Below are 20919 nucleotides of genomic sequence, written 5' to 3' on the forward strand. Positions count from 1 at the left end.
GGCGTCAGCCCACCGACAACTCGGCGACCCGCAGCGAGTTCGGATTCGACAGCGCGTGTGCCTTCTCAACGCCCTTCAGCCACGGCTGCGCGACCACGAAGTCATCGACGTCGGCGATGTTCAGCCAGCATCCGGTTTCTTCGGCTGCTGCGCCCGCATCCGAATACGGTTGTGGCGCACCGGTCGGCAGCCCCTTCGCAAGCGCATCGGTCACCCGCGGCGACGAGCAACCCAGGTAGTTGATGCCGCCGTCCTTGTCCCAGGAGATGTGGCCCCACGTGTACGGCGACGGCGCGTCCGGCCACACCATGTTGGTGAAGATCTCCGGAGCGGCCTGCATGTCCGTGCCGATCCAGCCGTAGATCTCCGACGTCGGATATCCCTGCACCTTCGCGGTGATTCCCGCCGCGGCAAGCTGAGTCTGCACCAGGTTGCTCACCAGCTGCATGTCGGGATTGCTCGTGTCGTACCCGATGGTCACCGCCTTCTGATCGGCCGGCAATCCCGCCGCGATCTTCGTCAGCGCCGAAGGATCATGCGTCAGAGTCTGTTTCCCATAGTCGGCGGCCAGAACGTAGGGCGGGTACATTTGTGCGCCGATCTTCCCGCGGCCGAAATACGTCTGCTTCACCAGCTGGTCGACGTCGACCGTATCCATGACCGCCGTCCGCGTCGCCTGATCCTTCATGATGCCCTTCTTTGCGTTGATGTAGAGGAAGCTCGCCATCATCGTGGGCAGGGAGTAGTGCGAGAACTTGGCGTTGTTCAGATACTGCTCGACCGCCGACGAGGGCAGGTCATGCAGGATCGCGGCGAGCTGGCCGTTGTTGAACTGCAGTTGCTGCGCGGACGAATCGGTGATGACGGGCATCTCGACCTTCTCGAAATACGGCTTGGCGCCCCAGTATTCACCGAACGATGCCATCGCGTAATGCGAGCCGACCTGCGCGTCGGTCAGGGTGTACGGACCGGTGCCGAGGTCGTGACTGGTGAGGTAGTTCTGCGCGAAGTCCGAGCCGCCGTTCTTCTGCAGCCCGGTCGGGCTCATCATGCGCGGGCCGTACGGCGACGCGAGGTAATCAAGGAACTCCGAGTTGGGCGACTTCAAGGTGATCGTGACCCCGTAATCGCCTTGTGTGGTGATCGATTCGATGTCCTTGACCATGTAGGCGGGCCCGCCGTTGACGGCCAGCCTACGGTCGAATGATGCCTTGACCGCGTCGGACTTGAACGGCGTTCCGTCATGGAACTTCACACCCTCACGAAGCTTGAGCGTGAAGACCTTATTGTCGGGCGACGCGGTCCACTCGGTGGCCAGCAGCGGCTCGAACTCGGCCTTGTCCTGACCGCCCTTGAACTGCAGCAGGCCCTCGTAGAGGTTGGTGGTCAGCAGCAGGCCCTGCCCCGCGTAGTACACGTCGGGGTCCGGCGGCTGGCCGGGGTCCTGCAGGAACGACAGGTGCAGCACCTTGTCGGTCGGCGCCGCGTTCGGCGTGCCACCGCCGGAATCCGAACCACCGCAAGCCGACAGGGTCAGCATCGCGACGGCACCCGCGGCGGCGAAAGTGAGTAGGCGCTTGTTCATCGTGCTGCTCCTTCGAGAAGTGGTTGTTCTAGCGTTTGGAAGGCGGCGAGGATCTCCTCGGCGGTGCGCGATGCGCCGGTCTGCAGGTACTCCATGGCGGCGAGTGCAGCATCGTGGAGGTATTGCGATGACCCGCCGACACAGTCGGTGACGACGCGCACGTAATAATCGCGCTGATGGGCATCGGCGAAGGTGTAGTGCACGCAGACGTCGGTCAGCCCGCCGATCAGGATCAGCGTCGACGCGCGCAGCCCCCGCAGCACGATCTCGAAATCCGTTCCGATGAAACCGGAATAACGGCGCTTGACGATATGGAATTCTTGGTGGGACTCGTCAAGAAGCGGCCGCAGCGACGGCTCGAGGTCGGTGCCCGGCTGGCCTTCGACACAGTGCACGCCTTCGGTCCCGTCCAGTTCGCGACCGAAGTCCACCCCGCTGGGCCGGTGCACCTCCTGGAAAAACACCACAGGCACACCGGCGGCGCGTGCGGCGGCGACGAGCTTTTCGGCTCGCTCGACGCGTTGGGCATGGCCGGCCATGTGGGGAATTCCCACTTCCGACACCGGCATTGAACCGCCCTGCTGGATGTCGACGACGACCAGCACAGGATTCCCGACGATGAGTGGCTGTGTTGGCACCTAACCTCCTGTTACTGCGATTCGTGGATCAGCCGCCGCCTGTAGGAGGTCGACTGCGGTGTTGATGACGACGTAGAGCACGCCCAGCATCAGCGTGACGCCCGCAATCGCGGGAAAGTCGGCGACCGGGATGCTCTGTGCGATGTACTGACCGATGCCGGGCCAGCCGAACACCTGCTCGACCACCAGCACGCCTGAAAACATCAGGCCCACTTGCAGTCCCGTCATCGACAGCGCGCCACCGACAGAGTTTCGCAGCACATGGCCGGCCATGATCCGGCCCTCCGACAGACCTTTGGCCCGTGCCGTTCTGGCGTAGTCGCTGTCGGCGTCAGTCAGCAGACTGGACCGCAGGACCCGTCCGATCGCCACCGCGGGGCCGAGCGCGATCACCACCGCCGGGAGGATCAGGTGGTGCAGTGCGTTGGCGACGACGTCGAACCGCCCGGAAAGTAGCCCGTCGATTGTCAGCATCCCGGTGGGTCCGGTCGGCGGATTCGGCACACTGATGCGGCCATTCGCGGGCACCCAGCCGAGCTTCTGGTAGAAGACAATCAGCCCGAGGATGCCGAGCAAGAACATCGGCGCAGCCGCGCCGGTGAACAGGACGGCCCGCAACACACCCGCGCCCCGCCATTTCAGCGTTGTGCCGAAGGCCAGCAGTCCGGCCAGGATCAGCGCCAAGCCCAGCCCGTACATCGCCAACTCGAGTGTCGCCGGGAAGAAGTCGCCTAGGTCGCTGCTCACTGGGTGCCGCGTGCGGTATGAGCTCCCCAGATCGCCGTGGACCGCGGCGGCCAGGTAATGCGAGAACTGGTTGATCATCGGCTGATCCAGCCCTAGCGTGTGCCGACGCGCTGCGACCGCGTCCGCGGATGCGTTGGCGCCAAGTTGGGCCTTCACAGGATCCATCGGCGAAATGTGCTGCAGCACAAACATCACCGCAATCAGTGCGATGAGGATGGCCACCGTGGCGGCCAGCCGGGACAGGACGAAGTTTCGCATGCGCGGCACCTAGCTCGTCTTCATCAGGCTGCGCAGGCAGTCCCCTGCGATGTTGGCGACCAAGGCAAGGACGAGGACAGCGAGACCGGGCATCACCGGGATCCACCACTGCTGGAGGAAGTACGTCAAGTTGCGGGCGGTGTCCGCGCCCAGCTCAGGGGCGGGCGCCGATTGGCCGAGACCGAGGAACGACAGCGCCGCCAAAGTGAGGATCAGCGTGCCGATGTCGAGGCTGGCGGCGACCAACGCGTTGGGCACCGCGCCGGGCAGCAGATGACGCAGCGCCAACCGGATACGGCCGACCCCAGCGAGTTTCGCGGCCTCGACGTGGGGCCGTGCGGCGAGCCGGGCGATCTCGCCGCGCACCAACCGTGCGTAGAACGGCCACCAAACGATCGACACCGCGATCAGCGTGTGGACGAAGCCGGGGCCCAGCGCCGCGACCACCGCGATGGCCAACACCGGTGCGGGCAGCGACAGGAACGCGTCGGTGATGCGCATCAGCACGGAATCGACCCACCCGCCGGTGGCACCGGCGATGAGCCCGACGAGCCCTCCGATGAGCAAGCCGATCGCGACCACGACGAGCGCGGCGAACCAGCTTGCGCGGGCGCCGTAGAGCACCCGGGAAAGGATGTCGCGGCCGATGCTGTCGCTGCCGAGAAGGAAGCCGCTCTTACCTGGCGCCTGCAGCGGCATGCCGACCGGTATCAGTGGATCGTGCGGTGCCAGCAGCGGCACGGCGACCGCGATGAGCGTCACCACGATCGCCAGCGAGACGCCGATCCAGGTCACGACCATCGAGCTCGACCCCGGCAGCGATAGAAGTCGCCGTTCACGTCCGCGGACAAGGGCGGCGGCAGGTATTGCGATGGCCATCAGATGGCCCGTCTCTCGATGCATGCCACTTGGTGCGGGTTGCCTGGCAGGCCCTCCAGACGGACGTCGAGCTCGGCGCCGCTGCAGGCGTCGATCGAAATCGGGCAGCGCGGGTGGAACGCGCAGCCACTGGGAGGTGACAGCGGACTCGCCGGTTCGCCTGCCAGCACACCGGATTCGCGGCCGAGGTCCGGGATGGAGTCGACGAGTGCCTGGGTGTAGGGGTGGGCGGGCTCCCCGATCACCCGCTCGGCGGGGCCGAGCTCGACGATGCGGCCCAAGTACATGACGGCGATCCTGTCGGCGACCACGCGGGCAACGGACAGGTCGTGGGTCACGAAGACAACCGACATGTCCAGGCTGCGACGCAAGTCGCCGATGAGGTTCAGCACCGACGCGGCCAGAGATACATCCAATGCGCTCGTCGGCTCGTCACACAGCAACACTGACGGCGGCACAACGGTGGCGCGGGCCAACGAGACACGTTGCCGTTGGCCGCCCGACAGCTGGCCCGCGCGGGACTTCGCGACCTCCGCTGGCAGCCCGACGCGTTCGAGCACCTCGACCACCGCGTCGCGGCGCTGCGCACGGGACATCGAATTCCCGCGCAATCGTTCGGCAATCAGCTCACCGACCGACAGCCACGGCGTCAGTGAAGCGCCCGCGTCCTGGAACACCATCTGTGGGCCGCGGCTGTCGGCCAGTTCGACAGAACCGGACGAGGGATTCTCCAGGCCGGCGATGACACGCAGCAGCGTCGACTTGCCCGATCCGCTCTCCCCGACCAATGCCAGCGACTCGCCGTGGCCGACACGAAGCGAAACTCCGCGCAGCGCATGCAATTTTCCGTGGTTGCCCGACGACCAGTCCAGCCAGCGCCTCGCGACGGTAAACGTCTTCATCACGTTCTTGCACACCACCGACGGCGGTTGGTCCTCGTTGTCGGAGTCAGCAAGCGCGAACGGTTCAGCGATGTTGGTCGATGCGATCCCGAGCTCGCCTGCGACATCGTCGAGCGGGCGGACGCACGCGCTCACCCGGTCCGGCGCGACTGCGATGGGATCCGGCGGCGTCCTGTCGCAGTCGTCGATGGCGAGCGCACAGCGTGGTACGAAGGCGCATCCCGGCAGCGGCGCGGTCGGACTGGGCACCGAACCCGCCAGCGCTGCGAGCTTGCGGTCGCGCGCCGTGTCCAGCGTCAGCCGGGAGCGGAGCAATCCGTGGGTGTACGGGTGGGCGGGCATGCCGAGTACGTCCGCGGTCGGACCGATCTCGGCGATGCGGCCTGCGTACAGCACGGCGATGCGGTCCGAGATCTGGGCTGCGACGCCCAGGTCGTGGGTGATCAGCACGATGCTGCAGCCGATCTCGTCACGCAGGCGCCGCAGCAAGCGCAGCACCTGGGCCTGCACGGTGACATCCAGCGCCGTCGTCGGTTCGTCGGCGATGATGAGTTCCGGGTCGCCGGCGACCGCCATCGCGATCATCACGCGTTGCCGCAGGCCGCCCGAGAGTTCGTGTGGGAAGGCACGCATCCGGCGTTTTGGGTCGGGGATGCCCACGGCGGTCAGCAGGCGCAGCGCCTCGTCAGGGCTTCCCGCCGCCTCGGTGACCTGCTGGCCGATCCGCATGGTGGGGTTCAGTGAGGTCATCGGGTCCTGGAAGACCGCACCCAGATCGAGACGGCGAACCTTGCGCAACGCCTTGGACTCGCCGTTGACCATATCGGCTCCGGTAACGCGGACAGTGCCGTCGATTTTCGCGTGCTTCGGCAGCAGCCCCAGCAGCGTGAACCCGAGAACGCTCTTGCCGGAACCGGATTCGCCGACCAATCCGAGGATCTCCCCCGCCGCGATTGCGAGCGACACGCCGCGTAACGCGGCCACGTCGCACCCGTTGCGGCGAAATGTGACTCGAAGGTCGCCGACGGTCGCAACGGGATCCGGTTTCGGCGTAACCGCAGCGTGCACCGTGGGTGCGTCGACTGCAGAAGCCGCAGTGCCCATCGAAGCACTCCCGAGGTCCGGTATCGCGATGCCGCAGCACGACGGTGTGCACGCTGGCCTATCAGTTGACAGTTTTCACGGGGTACCAGCTTGGTGGGTATCGCTGGCGTAACTAATCGACGGCACAGGTAACCGATGCGTATCGCGCGTTTCTATCGTGTGACAGAAAATGCAGGACTACCGCTAGGTGGCCTCGATAGTCCACCATGAGAGCATGCCGCTCGCCAGGGCCGGACGGCCGCGCCTGCACGTTCAGCGGCGTCCGGGGAGAACCGCGCGTGACGAAATCCTCGACGCCGCAGGTGAATTGTTCACCACCATGGGGTACACCGGCACAGCGACAAGGACCATCGCAGACTCGGTGGGTATCCGCCAGGCGTCGCTGTACCACTATTTCAAGACCAAGGACGACATCCTGTGCGCCCTGCTGAGCCAGACGGTCGCTCCGACGCTGTCGTTCATCCCGAGCCTGCTCGGCGCGGAGCCTGCGCTGAGCGCAGCCGAACACCTCCATGCGCTGGCAACCTTCGATGGTGGCCAATTGCTCAGCGGGCGGTGGAATTTGGGCGCGCTCTACCTTATGCCCGAACTGCGCGACGCCAAGTTGGAACCGTTCTGGTCGGATCGCGAGCGGCTGCGGCTGCACTACCTTGCCCTCAGCCGGGCTGTCATCGACCAAACCGGTGTCCACGAGGCCGCGGCGGACCTGCCGTTCCGCCTGGTCGAGTCGCTGGTGAACATGTGGTCGGTGCCGCTCGGCCCTGAGCGCGACGAGCTGCCCGTCCACGTCGCCGACGCCTGCCTGCGCGTGCTGGGCATCCCCGACAACGCCATCGCACCCGCACGCGAGCGCAGCCGAGAGGAGGTGGACCGCTATACGCGGGCCACGCCTGAATGCGCCGAGGCCGCAGTCGATTCCACGTGACGCAGATAGGTCGGCCAGTCGCCGTAATCCGAGATGTCCACGCCGTCACGCCACGCGTCCACGGCACACCCGAACCCCACGACCTCGCTGCCGTCTGAGAGCGTCACCCGTCCCAGAGCCATCGGTGCGGGCAGTGACGCCAACAGATAGCCCAGCATCGCGGTGCTGATGAGCCACAGCTCCCCACCGATAGCCGTGCCCTCGTCAGGACCGACCCGCACCAGCCCGGGCTTCGGTGGCTCGGTCTGCAGGTGGGCGAGCCGGTACAGCGGCGCGGTACGCGCCGGGCCCAGCCAGCGTGCGCCGCGGTCGGTCAGCTGCCAGGCGAGTGGCTGACCACGTAGGTGCGCCCCGACGACCATCAGTGGAGCGACCGCAAGTCCGGCGCGTGCCGGCCACGGGCCTTGCGGGGGTTCACCTTTGGCCGCGGCGCCCGCCATGGCCGCCGAAGCCGACGGTTGGACCACGAGCCGCGCGATGTCGAATGCGACGGCATCGGCACCGGATCGCGCGACCACCGACACCCCGAACTGGTCCTCGCCGGCGGTACCCGACGGCACCGCCACGGCGCAGAGGTCCATCAGATTGCAGAAGTTCGTGTACGTGCCCATCCGCGAATTGACGGCGATCGGCTCGCAAGCCACGTCGGCGATTGTCGGATGGTCAGTGGTCGTCGGAATCAGGAGCGCGTCGCAGTCGCCGAGCTCGGCGAGCGCCGTCACGGTGAGCTCGGCCAGGCGTACGCGATCGCCTAACAAGGTGGTCGCGGGCACGGCGCCTGCCGCTGACACGATCGCACCCACAATCGGATCGACCTCATCGCGGTGCGCATCGATGAAAGCACCTACCGCTTCGTGTCTTTCGGCCACCAGACCGCCGTCGTACAACAGCCGCGCGGCCTCCAGGAACGGTTTGAAATCAATCTCTTTCAGCGTGACCCCATGATTCACGAGCCGTTCACAAGCGCTGCGGAAGGCCGCCCGCCACGACGACGAGAGCGCCGGAAGTTCGCGGGGCACGGCGACCACCGGCTGCTCGGGTGCGGCCAGCGGAGCGTCTGGCGGAAACGGCCGGCCCCCACCAGCGATCACCCCGATCGCGGCGTCGGCGGTGTCAAGATCACGGGCGAACACCGTCACGCAGTCATACGAGCGGCATGCGGGAATGACACCGTCGGTCGGCACCACCCCGATTGTCGGTTTGATCCCGACGATGCCCTGCAGTGCCGCGGGCACCCGACCGGACCCGGCGGTGTCCGTGCCGATAGCGATGTCCACCAGGCCGAGGGCCACCGCCACTGCCGAGCCCGCGCTCGAACCACCCGAGATGCGGTCCGGCCGCCTCGAGTCGCGCACCGCGCCGCGCGGACTGCGCGTTCCGACGAGACCGGTGGCGAACTGGTCGAGGTTCGTGGCGCCGATGACGACGGCACCCGCTTCCCGCAACCGTGCCACGACGGGCGCATCCGCGACTGCGGGAGCCGACGCGTACGCCGGGCACGCCGCCGTGGTGGGCAGACCCGCGACGTCGACGTTGTTCTTGACCGCCGCCGTCAGTCCGGCCAGCGGCAACTCGGCGCCCGCTTCAACCGCCGCGTCGACTGCCTCGGCCTCGGTGAGCACATCGGCCAAGGGGCGCACGAAGATCCAGATCTCGGGGCGCTCGACGGCATCAATTGCGGCGTACGCCGCCCGCACCCGCTCGACCGCCGTCATGCCGGAATACCCTCCGCGTCCTGCCCACCACCGTCGGGACCGACGACCACCAGAGGCGCGCCTGTGTCCACCTGATGACCGGCCTCGACGAGCACGTGCGTGACGATGCCATCGCTCGGAGCGGTCACCACGGTCTCCATCTTCATCGCCTCCAGCGCCAACAATGACTGACCGGCCACCACCCGCTCGCCGACTTCGACGTCGACCTTCCACACACTTGAGGCGAACGGAGCATCTACCCGCTGCGCGCCCTCGTCGAGGACGAGGTCAGCACTCGTCGCCGCGACCCTCGACTGGGCCTGCTCGGCGCGGTCGAACTCGCCGGCCGCGGCCCATGCGGCGCGCTCAGCGGCGAACGCGGCGCTCTGGCTCGCGCGGAAGTCCGCGATGGTGGCGGCATTGTCAGTCAAGAAGCGTTCGTGATCGGCCAGCGAGAAGGTGCCCTCGGTGATGTCGATCGATCCGCGCCCCGCGGCGAGATCCGCACGCAGCTCGAGCAATTCGTCCGGCGACACCGGATACCACGAGATTCGGTCGAAGAAGCGCAGCAGCCATGGGCTACCAGGCTCGAACGGCGCGGTGTGCCGGTAGCGGCTCCACACCTGCGTCGTGCGTCCGACGAATTGATAGCCGCCTGGACCCTCCATGCCGTAGATGCACAGGTATGCGCCGCCGATGCCGACCGAGTTCTCCGCGGTCCACGTGCGGGCGGGGTTGTACTTCGTCGTAACGAGCCGATGCCGTGGATCGAGCGGCGTGGCGACGGGCGCGCCGAGGTACACGTCGCCGAGGCCGAGGGTCAGGTACTCGGCGGAGAACACGATGTCCATCACATCGCTCTGAGAAGCCAAACCGTTGATGCGGCGAATGAATTCGATGTTCGACGGGCACCACGGCGCGTCATCGCGGACTCCGGACATGTAGCGCGCGATCGCCTCCCGGGTTGCCGGGTCGTCCCATGACAGCGGGAGCCGGACCGACCGGCTGGGCACCACGAGGTCGGATACCGCGGGTAGCTCGTCCTCCAACTCGAACAGCAGGCCGAGCAACCGGTCGATCGGCAGCAGGTCGGGATCCACGTGGACCTGCAACGAGCGGATGCCCGGCGTCAGGTCGAGGATTCCATCGGCGCGTTCGGAGGCAAGCCGACGGTGTAGCGCATGGACGCGCGCCCGCAGCGCGAGGTCGAGCACCATGTCGCCGTATTCGACCAGCACGTTGTCGTCACCGTTGCGCCGATACGTGACCGCCGGGCGGCTGTCACCCGACTGTCGCGCCAACACGCCGTCGTCTTCGTCGCCACCACTGCGGGCCAGGAAAGACGCTGCACGCCCGGCGATTCCGAGCTGTTTAGGGGACGGGGCATCGGCCATGCGGATCGGCACGAACCGCACCGTGTCACCTGGCCGCAACTGTCCGAGCTTCCACCGGTCGGCGACGACGACCGTCGCCGGGCACACGAACCCGCCGAGGCTTGGTCCGTCGGGTCCGAGCAGGATCGGCGTGTCACCGGTGAAGTCGAGCGCCCCGACGGAATACGCGGTGTCGTGGATGTTCGACGGGTGCAGTCCCGCCTCTCCCCCGTCGGCTCGCGCCCATTCGGGCCGGGGTCCGTCGAGCCGCACACCGGTGCGGGCCGAGTTGAAGTGCACCCGATAACTGGCGCGCCACAGTGTGGCCATATCGGCGCGGGTGAAGAACTCCGGTGCGCCATGCGGGCCCTCGGTGACCGCCAGCTCCCAGTCCGACCGCATCACCGGGCGCAGCTCCGCGGGCACCGGCTCCGGTCGCGAGCCGGTGTGAGCAGCTGGCACGGCGCGCAGTACGTCACCGGCCACCAACTGGCGGCCGCTGTGGCCGCCGAAGCGGCCCAGCGTGAAGGTCGAGGCGCTGCCGAGGTACAACGGCACGTCAAAGCCGCCCTCGACGAGCAGGTACGTCCGCAGGCCAGTCGTCTCGGCGGCGCCGACGTCGAGCACTGAACCGGCTGCAACTTCGACAGGCTCCCACATCGGTACGGGTGAACCATTCACGGTCACAAGGCATTCGGCGCCCGTGACACAGACGGTGGTCGGGTGGGTCATGCGCAGTGCGGGTCCTGACGCGGTGCATTCGAGGCCCGGCGCCCCGTCCGTGTTGCCCAAGGCCCGATTGCCGAGCCGAAACGACAGATCGTCCATCGGCCCACAGGGCGGAACGCCGACATCCCAGAGTCCCACCCGGCCGGGCAGATCCTGAACCGTGGTCAGCAGGCCGGCGCGTTCGACGGTGATGCGCGGTCTCGGGTCGGCGACGCTGGCGAGCGTCGACGTGCTGTGCGTCGCAGCCCGCACGTCGGAACCGTCGACGGCCGCACGCAGCATGCCGACATTGACCTCGATGCCGTGCAGCACTGTCGCATCGAGCGCGTGTCCGAGCCGGTCAAACGCTTCGTCCCGGTGTGCACCCGTCGTGATCACCTTGGCAAGCAGCGGGTCGTAGGACGCCGAGACCTCGGTGCCCACCTCAACCCACGTATCGACGCGCACACAGTCGTCGGCCGGAAAAGCCACGGCGGTCAACGTTCCCGTGCTGGGACGATAGTCGCGCGACGGATCCTCCGCATAGACGCGCGCCTCGACGGCGTGGCCGCGAACCGGCACCGCGCCGGTCGTTGCGCCCCGAGTCAGATAGGGGGCCAGCATGTCGCCCTCGGCGCGCGCCAGCCGAAACATCCAGCCGGCTAGGTCGATTCCGGTGACGGCCTCGGTCACCGGATGCTCGACCTGCAGACGCGCGTTGACCTCCAAGAAGGAGGCCTCGCGGCGGCGCGGGTCGTAGATGAACTCGACGGTCCCCGCCGAGCGGTAGGAAACCGAGGCCGCCAATGCCCGCGACGACGAATGCAGTTGCGCCCGAAGATCATCGGGGAGTTCCGGCGCAGGGGCCTCCTCGATCACCTTTTGGTTGCGACGTTGCAGCGAGCAGTCGCGGTCGCCGAGGGAGACGACGCGGCCCGCGCCGTCTCCGAAGATCTGGACTTCTACGTGCCGGGCATGGTCGACGAACCGCTCGACGAACACGCCCGCCGATCCGAAGCTGCGCTCGGCCAAGCGCGTCACGCGGTCGAAGGCCACCCGAACATCGCCGGCGTCGCGGCATACCTGCATGCCGATCCCACCGCCTCCGCCCGTCGCCTTGAGCATCACCGGGTACCCGATCGCGTTGGCCGCGGCGACCGCCTCGGCAGCGCTGTCGAGCAGCTCGGACCCGGGGAAGACCGGCACGCCAGCAGCCGTGGCCGCGGCGCGGGCAGTGTGTTTGGCGCCGAACACACGCAGTTGATGCGGCGTCGGGCCGACGAACGTCATGCCGGCACGCTCGACGGATTCGGCGAAATCGGCGTCCTCCGAGAGGAATCCGTATCCGGGATGAATCAGCTTCGCATCCGTCGTCATCGCAGCGTCGATGATTGCGTCCGCCCGCAGGTAGCTTTCACTCGGCGCGGCAGGGCCTAGGCGCACGGCCTCGTCGGCGAGCCGCACGTGCGGTGCACCACGGTCGGCGTCGGAGAACACGGCCACAGTGCGCAGACCCAGAAGCTGGGCGGCGCGCACCAAGCGAACGGCGATCTCGCCGCGGTTGGCGACGAGAACGGTGTCGGTCATGCCGCATCACCGGGACGAGTGACGATCATGCGGACCGGCGTGGGGTCAAAAGCGTTGCAGGGGTTGTTGATCTGTGGGCAGTTCGACACCAGGACGAGCGTGTCGACGTCGGCCCGTAGCGCGACGCGCTTACCGGGCGCCGAAAGACCGTCGACGATGCCCAGTGCGCCGTCCGGGTCGACGGGCACGTTCATGAACCAGTTGATGTTGCTGGCCAGATCGCGCGCGCCCAATCCGTAACGGGCACCCTCGATGAGGAAGTTCTCCATGCATCCGTGCTGCGCGCGGGTGTGCTGCCCGTAGCGCAGGGTGTTCGACTCTTTGGAGCAGGCGCCGCCGAGGGTGTCATGCACGCCCACCTCGTCGTCGACGACGGTCATCAAGGCCTGCCCGGTGTCGGCGCGCAAAACCGAGCCCGTGGTGAGCGCGATGCGGCCCTGGCGTGCGATGGTCTCCTGGGCGGAGTACCGCACGGAGGTGTCGGCCGCAGCGTAGAGCAGGCAGTCGACGGCCTGATTGCCCGCGAGGTCGACGATGGTGAGGACGTCGCCTTTGGCGACGATCGTGGACCATGGCGCGCGCGCCGCGACGATCTGGTCGAGCACCACGGGTCCAGGGACGAGCGCGGGGACGGTCACAGGACTCCTCGGGCAGCGAGGTCGGAATCGGTATTGGCAACTGCCTGGCGATGTTCGGGGCTCAGCGGTCCGGTCAGCTCCCCGGCGGCCAGCGCATCGAGCTCGTCTGCGGCAGCCCAGGCGTGCACCCGCAGCGGGGAGCAGGTGAACTCCGGTCTGGGATCCAACGGATGTGATGTGTTCGCGAGCAAGACGATCGCGTCGACATGCAACAGAAGGTCGACCGTCAAGCCCGGGCCCGCCGATCCCTCCCATCGCAACGATCCGTCGGCTGCGGCGCGTACGCCCTTGAAGAACGACACCGACGGCGGCAGATCTCGTTGCCCCAGACCGTGTTTGAGCGCCCCGAGCAGAAACAACTCCCGTCCGGCGGGCGACGCCGACTCCGGCGCCGCCGCCCCGTACTTCGCCTCGTTGCCCGACCGGGTGGTGGTGCCCGCGAGTGCGTCATGCATTGCGGACGTGTCGGCGACGACCGTCGCGAGCACGCGGCCGAACCCGCTCAGCAGCGGATGCCCCGTTCCGATGTAGGCCTGCCACGGAACCTTCACGGTGTCGGCTACATTCAGCCGTTCGTGGGGTCCGTCGGCGCGGTGCAGCAGCAGGTGCGCGCACGCATCACCGTCGGGATCGGTCAGCCGGATGCGCGTTCCACGGGCCACAACTGAAGTCGTATATCCGCCTGCTGCAACGGTTTCCGACCATACGAGGCGTCCCGCGGGCACGTCGTCCGGTGCGGTCGGACTGGTGGACGCCGGCACGTGGCGCATCAGTTCGGCAGCGCGTCCGTGCTGCGCGCGGGCGTGGGCCTTGGCGCCCGCGGTCGTAGCGGTCGTGGACTTCACATCGCTGGTCACAGGGCTCCCTGCTTCGCGGCACCGTCATATGGGGTTGATTTCTGTCGAGTGACAGTTTTCTTGATTTCGAGCTGGCGATGGTTGCCCTCGTGTAACCGATCACGCGCACCTCGTTAACAACGCGGGTCGCGTGTGTCTGTCATGTGACAGATATTGATCGGCGCTCTCGGCGACCAACTAGGGTCACTGTCGTGTTCCACGTGTTGAAGTCGACCTATCTCCAGCCGCCCGACGTCGTCGAACAGACCCGTCCCGCTCATCTGGAATTCCTGAAGGCCGAGATCGACGCCGGCCGCTTACTGCTTGCGGGCCGCCAGGAAGACAGTTCAGGCGGCGTTCTGATCACCACCGACATGAGCAGCGAGGACGCAAACGACCTCGTCGGCCGCGACCCATACACCCAAGCCGGAGCGGCCCGTTACGAGCGGCTCTCCTTCAACGGGGCAGTCCGCGCCCCAGGGCTCTAGGGTCTAACTCACAGCTCGAACCGGGAATGGCGGCCGCCATCGTGGCCGTTGTGTTCCCGTGGGCCGCATTGTCGCGGCAAATTTCGCGAAGCCATTACACGATTTAGAAGGCTGCCATGAGCATTGTTTCCGCTTACGCCGCACCGTCGGCGACCGAACCGCTTGCCAAGACCACCATCACCCGGCGCGAGGTCGGGCCACACGACGTGGCCTTCGACATTCACTTCGCCGGCATCTGTCACTCCGACATCCACACCGTCAAGGCAGAGTGGGGCGAGCCCCGCTATCCCGTCGTGCCGGGCCACGAAATCGCGGGCATCGTCACCGCTGTTGGCCCAGAGGTGACCAAGTACAAGGTTGGCGACCGCGTCGGTGTCGGCTGCTTCGTCGACTCCTGCCGCGAGTGCAGCAGCTGCCTCGCCGGGCAGGAGAATTACTGCAAGCGCGGCATGACCGGCACCTACGACTCCATCGGCAAGGACGGCCAGCCGACACAGGGCGGTTACAGCGGCGCCATCGTCGTCGACGAGAATTACGTGCTGCGCATCCCCGACAGCCTTCCGCTGGACGCCGCCGCTCCGCTGCTCTGTGCGGGCATCACGACGTACTCACCGCTGCGCCACTGGAATGCCGGCCCTGACAAGCGAGTTGCGGTGATCGGGCTCGGCGGGCTGGGACACGTGGCCGTCAAGCTGGCGGCGGCGATGGGCGCGGAGGTGACCGTGCTGAGCCAATCGCTGAAGAAAATGGAAGACGGCCTGCGGCTGGGCGCGACGCACTACTACGCCACCTCCGATCCCGACACGTTCACGAAGCTGGCCGGATCGTTCGACTTGATCCTGAACACCGTCTCGGCCAACCTGAACCTGGGTAAGTACCTGAGTCTGCTCGACGTCGACGGCACACTGGTCGAGTTGGGTGCGCCCGAGCAGCCGATGACCGTTCCGGTGATGCCGCTGCTAGGTATGCGCCGGCACCTGTCGGGCTCGTTGATCGGCGGCATCGCCGAAACGCAGGAGATGCTGGATTTCTGTGCCGAGCACGACGTCCGCCCCGAGATCGAGGTCATCGAACCCGACTACATCAACGAGGCCTACGAGCGCGTGCTGGCCAGCGATGTGCGGTATCGATTCGTCATCGACACGGAGTCACTCCGGTGACGACATCGAACCCGGAGTCACTCCGGTGACGACATCGGACACGGCATCGCTGCGCGGCTAGGCCGTCGAGCCGTCCACGCCGGTCAGCGGCCAGCCGGCCGCGGCCAGCTTGGCGGCTACCCGCTGGACGTTCTCGGGACCGGCGTCATGATGCGTGACGTCGGAGATGAAGGCTTCGATCTCGTCCTCGTGGATCTCGCCGTCGACTAGGGCCGTTGAGCCGTCGGCGGTGATGTTGCGCACGACCTCTTTGATCTGGTCTTCGGTCAGCGGGGTGCTGCGCAGCAGCGCCAACAGCGGCACACGGTCGGGGCCGGGCACACCTTCGGGGTAGCCGGCGCGCAGCCAATTCAGGATCGAGCTCAGAAGCGACGTGGTGGTCACGCAGCAAGTCTCGTTGCTGCGTGTTGACCGCGCCAGAGCGCGCTTTACAGTTCGTCGGTCATTCATCACGCGTTCATGGCGACGCGTGGCCACCCTCCGGACGCCTGAACCATTTGTTACGGCCAGGTGTCCTCCGGTTGTCGAGTCGGGCCACGGGTGCGAGGCTCACTGCGGACTGCAGCGTCGCGGGCCACTCAGACACTCTTATCCGAACCAGGAGGCCCGCGGTGACAACTGAATCCGCAGCCGTCGAGACCACCGCCGCACCGTCGGCAGGCCTGAAGAAGGGCGCGATCGGCATCGTCGCGGTCATCTTCATGGCAGTCGCCAACGCAGCGCCGATCACGGCGATGACGGGCAACGTGCCGATCGCGGTCGGGTTCGGCAACGGGCTCGGCGCACCGGCAGGCTTCCTGTTCGCGACGATCGCGCTGACACTGTTCGCGTTGGGCTACGTCGCGATGGCCAAACACATCACCACCACCGGGGCGTTCTACGGCTTCATCTCCCACGGGCTAGGACAGATCTGGGGCATGGCAAGCGGCCTGCTCGCGACCTTCGCCTATGTGATATTCGAGGGTTCCCTGGTCGGCGGATGCGCATACTTCGCCAACGACGCCGTGAACACCATTGCGGGAGTTGACGTTCCGTGGCTTGTGTTTGCGATCGGCGCCGTGGTGATCATCGGCGTGCTATGCCATTTCGATATCAGTCTCACCGCGGCGATTCTCGGTTTCACTCTGGTCTCCGAAGTGATCATCCTTCTGGTGCTGGCCTTTTCGGTCATCGTCAAGGGCGGCGGCCCCGACGGCCTGATGCTTGACAAGACGGTGCTGCTCAACCACGCGTTCGAGAGCCTGCCCGCAGGCGCGTTCGGCACGGCGGCCGCGGCAGGGTCGATGGCGATCGGCTTGTTCTTCGCGTTCTGGTCCTGGGTCGGGTTCGAGACGACGGCCGTGTACGGCGAGGAGTCGCGCAACCCCAAGAAGATCATTCCCCGGGCCACGCTGATCGCGGTCGTCGGCCTCGGCCTGTTCTACACGTTCATCTCGGCGATGGTGCTGGCAGGCAACGGAGCCAAGGCATCGGTCGAGGCGTCCATCAGCGCGTCGCCGCTCGACCTGTTCTTCGGGTTGGTGAAGTCCAATCTCGGCGGACTCCTGCTCGACGTCTACAAGATCTTGCTCGTTATCGGGTCGTTCGCCTGCGCGATGGCGTTCCACAACGCGGCGTCACGGTACCTCTACGCCCTTGGCAGGGAAATCCCGTCGGAGACAGTGCGTTCCACGATCGGTGGCACGCATCTCAAGCACGGGTCGCCGCACATTGCCTCGGCGATTCAGAGCGCGATCACGCTGGTGCTGGTGGTGTTGTTCTTCTTCTTCACGACGGTGCAGGTGCCCGATTCGAACGGCACGCCCGTGGATACTCCGGCGCTCGTGCCCTATGTCAACATGTACGGATTGCTTGCGCTGATCGGCACGGCGGCAATACTTTTGGTACAGGCGATCTGCTCGGCTGCGGTGATCTCGTACTTCTGGGCGCGAAAGACGCACTCGGGCAACGTGATCACTACTCTGATCGCTCCGCTGCTCGGCGGCATCGCGATGCTGTATGTGGTCTGGACGCTGTGGGACAACCGCGCGTTCGCGGCGGGCTATGCCGCTAACTCGTTGGTGTTCAAGGCAGGTCCGTACATCATCCTCGCGGTGTTCGTCGTGGGCTTGGCATACGCGCTGTGGATGCGGTTCGCCAAGCCCGGCGCCTACTCCGAGATCGGCCGTACGGTCATGGAGGATTCGCACGAGCGCGCGGAGACTTAACTCCGCGAACAGACGCAAAAGGCCCCGACACGCCGCGTGTTCGGGGCCTTTTGCGTCTGCTCAGCAGGAGGCTCTGGCCCTAGCTTACTAGCATGCTAGCCTGACCGATGTGGGCGACGAGGACGTCAAGCAGTTCAACGTGTACCTGCCGGTGGGCTTGATCAGGCGGGTCAAACACCATGCGATCGAGACGGGGTCATCTCTGTCGGCGCTGGTGGCCGATGCGCTGCGGGCCTACCTCGACACCCACGGACCACAATCGGACGAGGAGAGCTGATATGACGACCGAGGGCATCGAGGCCGTATTCCTGGAGACCCACAACTGGGGCAAGTCGGCCAAATTCTTTCAGGAACTTGGCTACGAGATCGAGTTCGCGACAGACCACAACTCCGGCCAACTTCGCCGCGGCGACGGCCCCTACTTGTTCATCTCCGAGGTCCCCGAATCCGAACCCACTCGTAGGCACATCGTGCTGGGCGTGCCTGACGCGGACGCGTTCGAACTCGATTCGTCCGTCGAGGTCGTCGACGAATGGGACGATACCCATTGGGGCACAAGACTTATGACGGTTCGCGATCCCGACGGCCGCGAGTGGAAGCTGCAGGCGCCGACCAAATGAATCAGACGACCGCTCCCGATAGCACCGCCGTCCGGACCGCGCTGTGGCGCGCCCTGCACGTTGAACTCGACGCCCCGCCGCACGTGCTCAACGACACTGTCGGCCTGCAGCTTGCCGATCCCGATCCGGACTGGCGGTCGCGCGGCGACATGCAGCCCGACGGCACCCGCGCATTCCGTGCCTCGATTGTGGCGCGCGCCCGATATCTGGACGACCTCGTCGCCGAACACGCGGCGGCCGGCGTCGGCCAGTACGTCGTTCTCGGCGCCGGCCTGGACACCTTCGCTCAGCGACACCCTGAAGTCGGGGTGCGCGTGTTCGAGGTGGACCAGCCCGGTACCCAGGAATGGAAACGGCGCAGGCTCACCGACATCGGATACCCGCCCGGCGAGAATCTGCGGTTTGTCCCCGTCGACTTCGAAAGAGGCCAAGCGTTTCCGGATGCGTTGAGGGCCAACGGCTTCGACGCGGACCGCCCAGCAGTGGTCTCGTCGACTGGGGTCAGCATGTACCTGACCGAGGAGGCCACGGAAGCGACGCTTCGGCAAGTTGCCGCGTGGGCCGACGGGTCCCGTGCTGGCCATGACTTTCATGCTGCCGCTGGACCTGGTCGACGTCACTGAGCGCCCGATGCTGGAAGCCGTCGAAGCAGCGGCGGCGGGCTCGGGCACACCCTTCATCAGTCACTACGCACCCCACGAGATATCTGACATGTGCCGCGCCGCAGGCTTTTCCTCGGCGCAGCACGTCAGCCCGGACGACCTCACCGCGCGCTACTTCGCCGGGCGCGCCGACGGTCTGCGACCGCCGAGCGCCGAACAGCTGATCGTCGCGACGGTCTAGAATCTGGCCCCGTGAGCAGCCAGCGAGTCCCCGGCGGGGTGGTGCACAAACTGCCTGCGGACCTGCGCACGGCGCTGATCGGGAACACCACGGCACTGGCCGCCTGGAAAGACATCACGCCGTTGGCGCGCAACGAGTTCATCTGTTGGGTCGAAGACGCCAAACAAGATACGACCCGCGAGCGCCGTATCGGCCGGACCCAGGAGGAGCTGGAGGAAGGCATGCGACGACCCTGCTGCTGGCCCGGGTGCAAGCACCGCGAGCGCACAGGCAAGTAATCGCGGAAGCTAGAAGTCCCAGTCCTCGTCTTCGGTGTTGACGGCCTTGCCGATCACGTACGACGAGCCCGAGCCCGAGAAGAAGTCGTGGTTCTCGTCGGCGTTGGGCGACAGCGCCGACAGGATCGCCGGGTTGACGTCAGTCTCGTCGCGGGGGAACAGCGCCTCATAACCGAGATTCATCAACGCCTTGTTCGCGTTGTAGCGCAAGAACTTCTTGACGTCCTCGGTCAGCCCGACCCCGTCGTAGAGATCCTGCGTGTACTCCACCTCGTTGTCGTAGAGCTCGAACAGCAGCTCGTACGTGTAGTCCTTGAGCTCGGCTCTCCTGGCCTCGTCCTCCAGCGCCAGCCCGCGCTGATACTTGTAGCCGATGTAGTAACCGTGCACGGCCTCGTCACGGATGATCAGCCGGATCATGTCAGCGGTGTTGGTCAGCTTGGCGCGGGAAGACCAGTACATCGGCAGATAGAAGCCGGAGTAGAACAGGAAGCTTTCCAGCAGCGTCGAGGCGACCTTGCGCTTCAGCGGCTCGTCACCCTTGTAGTACTGCATGACGATCTCGGCTTTGCGCTGCAGGTTCGGATTCTCCTCCGACCAACGGAACGCGTCGTCGATCTCGGCGGTGGAGCACAGCGTGGAGAAGATGTTGCTGTAGCTGCGCGCGTGCACCGACTCCATGAACGCGATGTTGGTGTACACCGCCTCTTCGTGAGGGGTGAGCGCATCGGGGATCAGACTGACCGCGCCGACCGTGCCCTGGATGGTGTCGAGCAGCGTCAAGCCGGTGAAGACCCGCATCGTCAGCTGCTTCTCATGCGCCGTCAGCGTGCCCCAGGACGGAATGTCGTTGGACACCGGAACCTTCTCCGGCAACCAGAAATTGCCGGTCAGCCGTTCCCACACCTCGGCGTCTTTTTCGTCCTGCAAGCGGTTCCAGTTGATCGCCGAAACGCGGTCAATCAGCTTCACTCTTTCGGTCACCAGAACCCCACTTCACCACGTCGGAATTGTGTTCCCGACACTACCCCTGGGGGCCGACAACGCTCGGAACCGCAACACCTTGTGGTGGCGTGTCGCGCCCAACACCGAGGAACCGGTACTCGGCCGGCTTGATCTTGCGCGTCGCCTGCCAGTACTGCCAGGTGTAGCCGCCCCACAGCACGCGGTTGTTGCCGTGCTCGTCGAGATACCAACTCCGGCAACCACCCGTGTTCCACACCGAGCCGGCCAACTTCTGCTGCAACTCGGCGTTGAACGCGTCCTGCGCGGCCCGGGTGGGCGCCAGCGCCTGGGCCCCGTACTTGTCGGCGGTCGCGATCGCGTCGGCGACATAGCGGATCTGCGACTCGATCATGAACACCACCGAGTTATGCCCCAGCGCGGTGTTCGGCCCGAGCAGGAAGAACAGGTTCGGCATGTCGGCGATCGTGATGCCGTGAAGCGCGG

Annotated in this window: 18 protein-coding genes and 2 pseudogenes; 8 read left to right on the top strand and 12 right to left on the bottom strand. The window is 66.3% G+C overall.

Going from position 1 to position 20919, the window contains the following annotated elements:
* Positions 1-4: 4 nt before the first annotated feature.
* From VJV41_RS13315 to VJV41_RS13335, 5 genes are read right to left on the bottom strand one after another with little or no spacing between them, the layout of a single operon-like run.
* A complete protein-coding gene (locus tag VJV41_RS13315) occupies positions 5-1585 on the bottom strand; it encodes an ABC transporter substrate-binding protein (protein ID WP_325334408.1) in 1581 nt (526 codons plus the stop codon).
* Positions 1582-2223, bottom strand: a complete 642-nt coding sequence (locus VJV41_RS13320; protein ID WP_325334410.1) for a cysteine hydrolase — start codon at positions 2221-2223, stop codon at positions 1582-1584. Before VJV41_RS13320 ends, VJV41_RS13315 begins: the two co-directional genes overlap by 4 nt.
* Positions 2224-3228, bottom strand: a complete 1005-nt coding sequence (locus VJV41_RS13325) for an ABC transporter permease (protein WP_325334413.1) — start codon at positions 3226-3228, stop codon at positions 2224-2226.
* 9 nt (positions 3229-3237) lie between these two features.
* Complete coding sequence (locus VJV41_RS13330; protein ID WP_325334415.1) at positions 3238-4107, bottom strand: ABC transporter permease; 870 nt, start codon at positions 4105-4107, stop codon at positions 3238-3240.
* Positions 4107-6113: an ABC transporter ATP-binding protein gene (locus tag VJV41_RS13335; RefSeq protein ID WP_325334417.1), complete on the bottom strand. Its 2007-nt coding sequence runs from the start codon at positions 6111-6113 to the stop codon at positions 4107-4109. Before VJV41_RS13335 ends, VJV41_RS13330 begins: the two co-directional genes overlap by 1 nt.
* A 214-nt stretch (positions 6114-6327) precedes the next feature.
* On the opposite strand from VJV41_RS13335, the gene VJV41_RS13340 reads away from it, so the two are divergent.
* Entirely contained in the window at positions 6328-7038 is a 711-nt protein-coding gene (locus tag VJV41_RS13340) for a TetR/AcrR family transcriptional regulator (RefSeq protein WP_325334419.1), read from the top strand.
* Here VJV41_RS13340 and atzF read toward each other — a convergent pair.
* The 4 genes from atzF to VJV41_RS13360 are packed head-to-tail and all read right to left on the bottom strand — an operon-like array spanning position 6987 to position 13895.
* The gene (atzF, locus tag VJV41_RS13345) at positions 6987-8753 is read right to left on the bottom strand and encodes an allophanate hydrolase (RefSeq protein WP_325334421.1); all 1767 of its coding nucleotides are present in this window, start codon (positions 8751-8753) and stop codon (positions 6987-6989) included. The two genes, VJV41_RS13340 and atzF, sit on opposite strands and share 52 nt — an antisense overlap.
* Positions 8750-12400, bottom strand: a complete 3651-nt coding sequence (uca, locus tag VJV41_RS13350; RefSeq protein ID WP_325334423.1) for an urea carboxylase — start codon at positions 12398-12400, stop codon at positions 8750-8752. The genes atzF and uca overlap by 4 nt, the downstream gene beginning before the upstream one ends.
* On the bottom strand, positions 12397-13038 hold the full coding sequence (locus VJV41_RS13355; RefSeq protein ID WP_325334425.1) for an urea amidolyase associated protein UAAP2: 642 nt from the start codon (positions 13036-13038) through the stop codon (positions 12397-12399). Before VJV41_RS13355 ends, uca begins: the two co-directional genes overlap by 4 nt.
* Positions 13035-13895, bottom strand: coding sequence for an urea amidolyase associated protein UAAP1 (locus VJV41_RS13360; protein WP_325334427.1), 861 nt, complete (start codon positions 13893-13895; stop codon positions 13035-13037). Before VJV41_RS13360 ends, VJV41_RS13355 begins: the two co-directional genes overlap by 4 nt.
* A 191-nt stretch (positions 13896-14086) precedes the next feature.
* On the opposite strand from VJV41_RS13360, the gene VJV41_RS13365 reads away from it, so the two are divergent.
* Together VJV41_RS13365 and VJV41_RS13370 are read left to right on the top strand one after the other, a co-directional pair.
* The gene (locus VJV41_RS13365) at positions 14087-14362 is read left to right on the top strand and encodes a YciI family protein (protein ID WP_325334429.1); all 276 of its coding nucleotides are present in this window, start codon (positions 14087-14089) and stop codon (positions 14360-14362) included.
* A gap of 116 nt (positions 14363-14478) precedes the next feature.
* On the top strand, positions 14479-15522 hold the full coding sequence (locus VJV41_RS13370; protein WP_325334431.1) for an NAD(P)-dependent alcohol dehydrogenase: 1044 nt from the start codon (positions 14479-14481) through the stop codon (positions 15520-15522).
* Between the two features lie 57 nt (positions 15523-15579).
* Here the strand turns inward: VJV41_RS13370 and VJV41_RS13375 are convergent, their stop codons facing one another.
* Positions 15580-15906: a DUF3349 domain-containing protein gene (locus VJV41_RS13375; protein WP_325334433.1), complete on the bottom strand. Its 327-nt coding sequence runs from the start codon at positions 15904-15906 to the stop codon at positions 15580-15582.
* 227 nt (positions 15907-16133) lie between these two features.
* Here VJV41_RS13375 and VJV41_RS13380 point away from each other — a divergent pair, with 227 nt between their 5' ends.
* From VJV41_RS13380 to VJV41_RS13400, 5 genes and pseudogenes are all read left to right on the top strand, one after another.
* Positions 16134-17729, top strand: a complete 1596-nt coding sequence (locus VJV41_RS13380) for an APC family permease (RefSeq protein ID WP_325334435.1) — start codon at positions 16134-16136, stop codon at positions 17727-17729.
* A 109-nt stretch (positions 17730-17838) separates the two neighbouring features.
* Positions 17839-18006 (top strand): ribbon-helix-helix domain-containing protein, encoded by a 168-nt coding sequence (locus VJV41_RS13385; protein WP_325334437.1) that lies wholly within the window; start codon positions 17839-17841, stop codon positions 18004-18006.
* 1 nt (position 18007) lies between these two features.
* Positions 18008-18349, top strand: coding sequence for a VOC family protein (locus tag VJV41_RS13390; RefSeq protein ID WP_325334439.1), 342 nt, complete (start codon positions 18008-18010; stop codon positions 18347-18349).
* A pseudogene (locus VJV41_RS13395) lies at positions 18346-19192 on the top strand (class I SAM-dependent methyltransferase). The gene VJV41_RS13390 and the pseudogene VJV41_RS13395 overlap by 4 nt, the downstream one beginning before the upstream one ends.
* Positions 19193-19203: 11 nt before the next feature.
* A complete protein-coding gene (locus VJV41_RS13400) occupies positions 19204-19470 on the top strand; it encodes a YdeI/OmpD-associated family protein (protein WP_325334441.1) in 267 nt (88 codons plus the stop codon).
* Positions 19471-19479: 9 nt separating this feature from the next.
* Here the strand turns inward: VJV41_RS13400 and nrdF are convergent, their stop codons facing one another.
* Together nrdF and VJV41_RS13410 are read right to left on the bottom strand one after the other, a co-directional pair.
* Positions 19480-20454, bottom strand: coding sequence for a class 1b ribonucleoside-diphosphate reductase subunit beta (gene nrdF / locus VJV41_RS13405; RefSeq protein ID WP_325334443.1), 975 nt, complete (start codon positions 20452-20454; stop codon positions 19480-19482).
* A 40-nt stretch (positions 20455-20494) separates the two neighbouring features.
* Positions 20495-20919, bottom strand: a pseudogene (locus tag VJV41_RS13410) (4-hydroxyacetophenone monooxygenase); the annotation flags it as partial.

The sequence above is a fragment of the Mycobacterium sp. genome (assembly GCF_035274705.1).
Taxonomy (GTDB): domain Bacteria; phylum Actinomycetota; class Actinomycetes; order Mycobacteriales; family Mycobacteriaceae; genus Mycobacterium.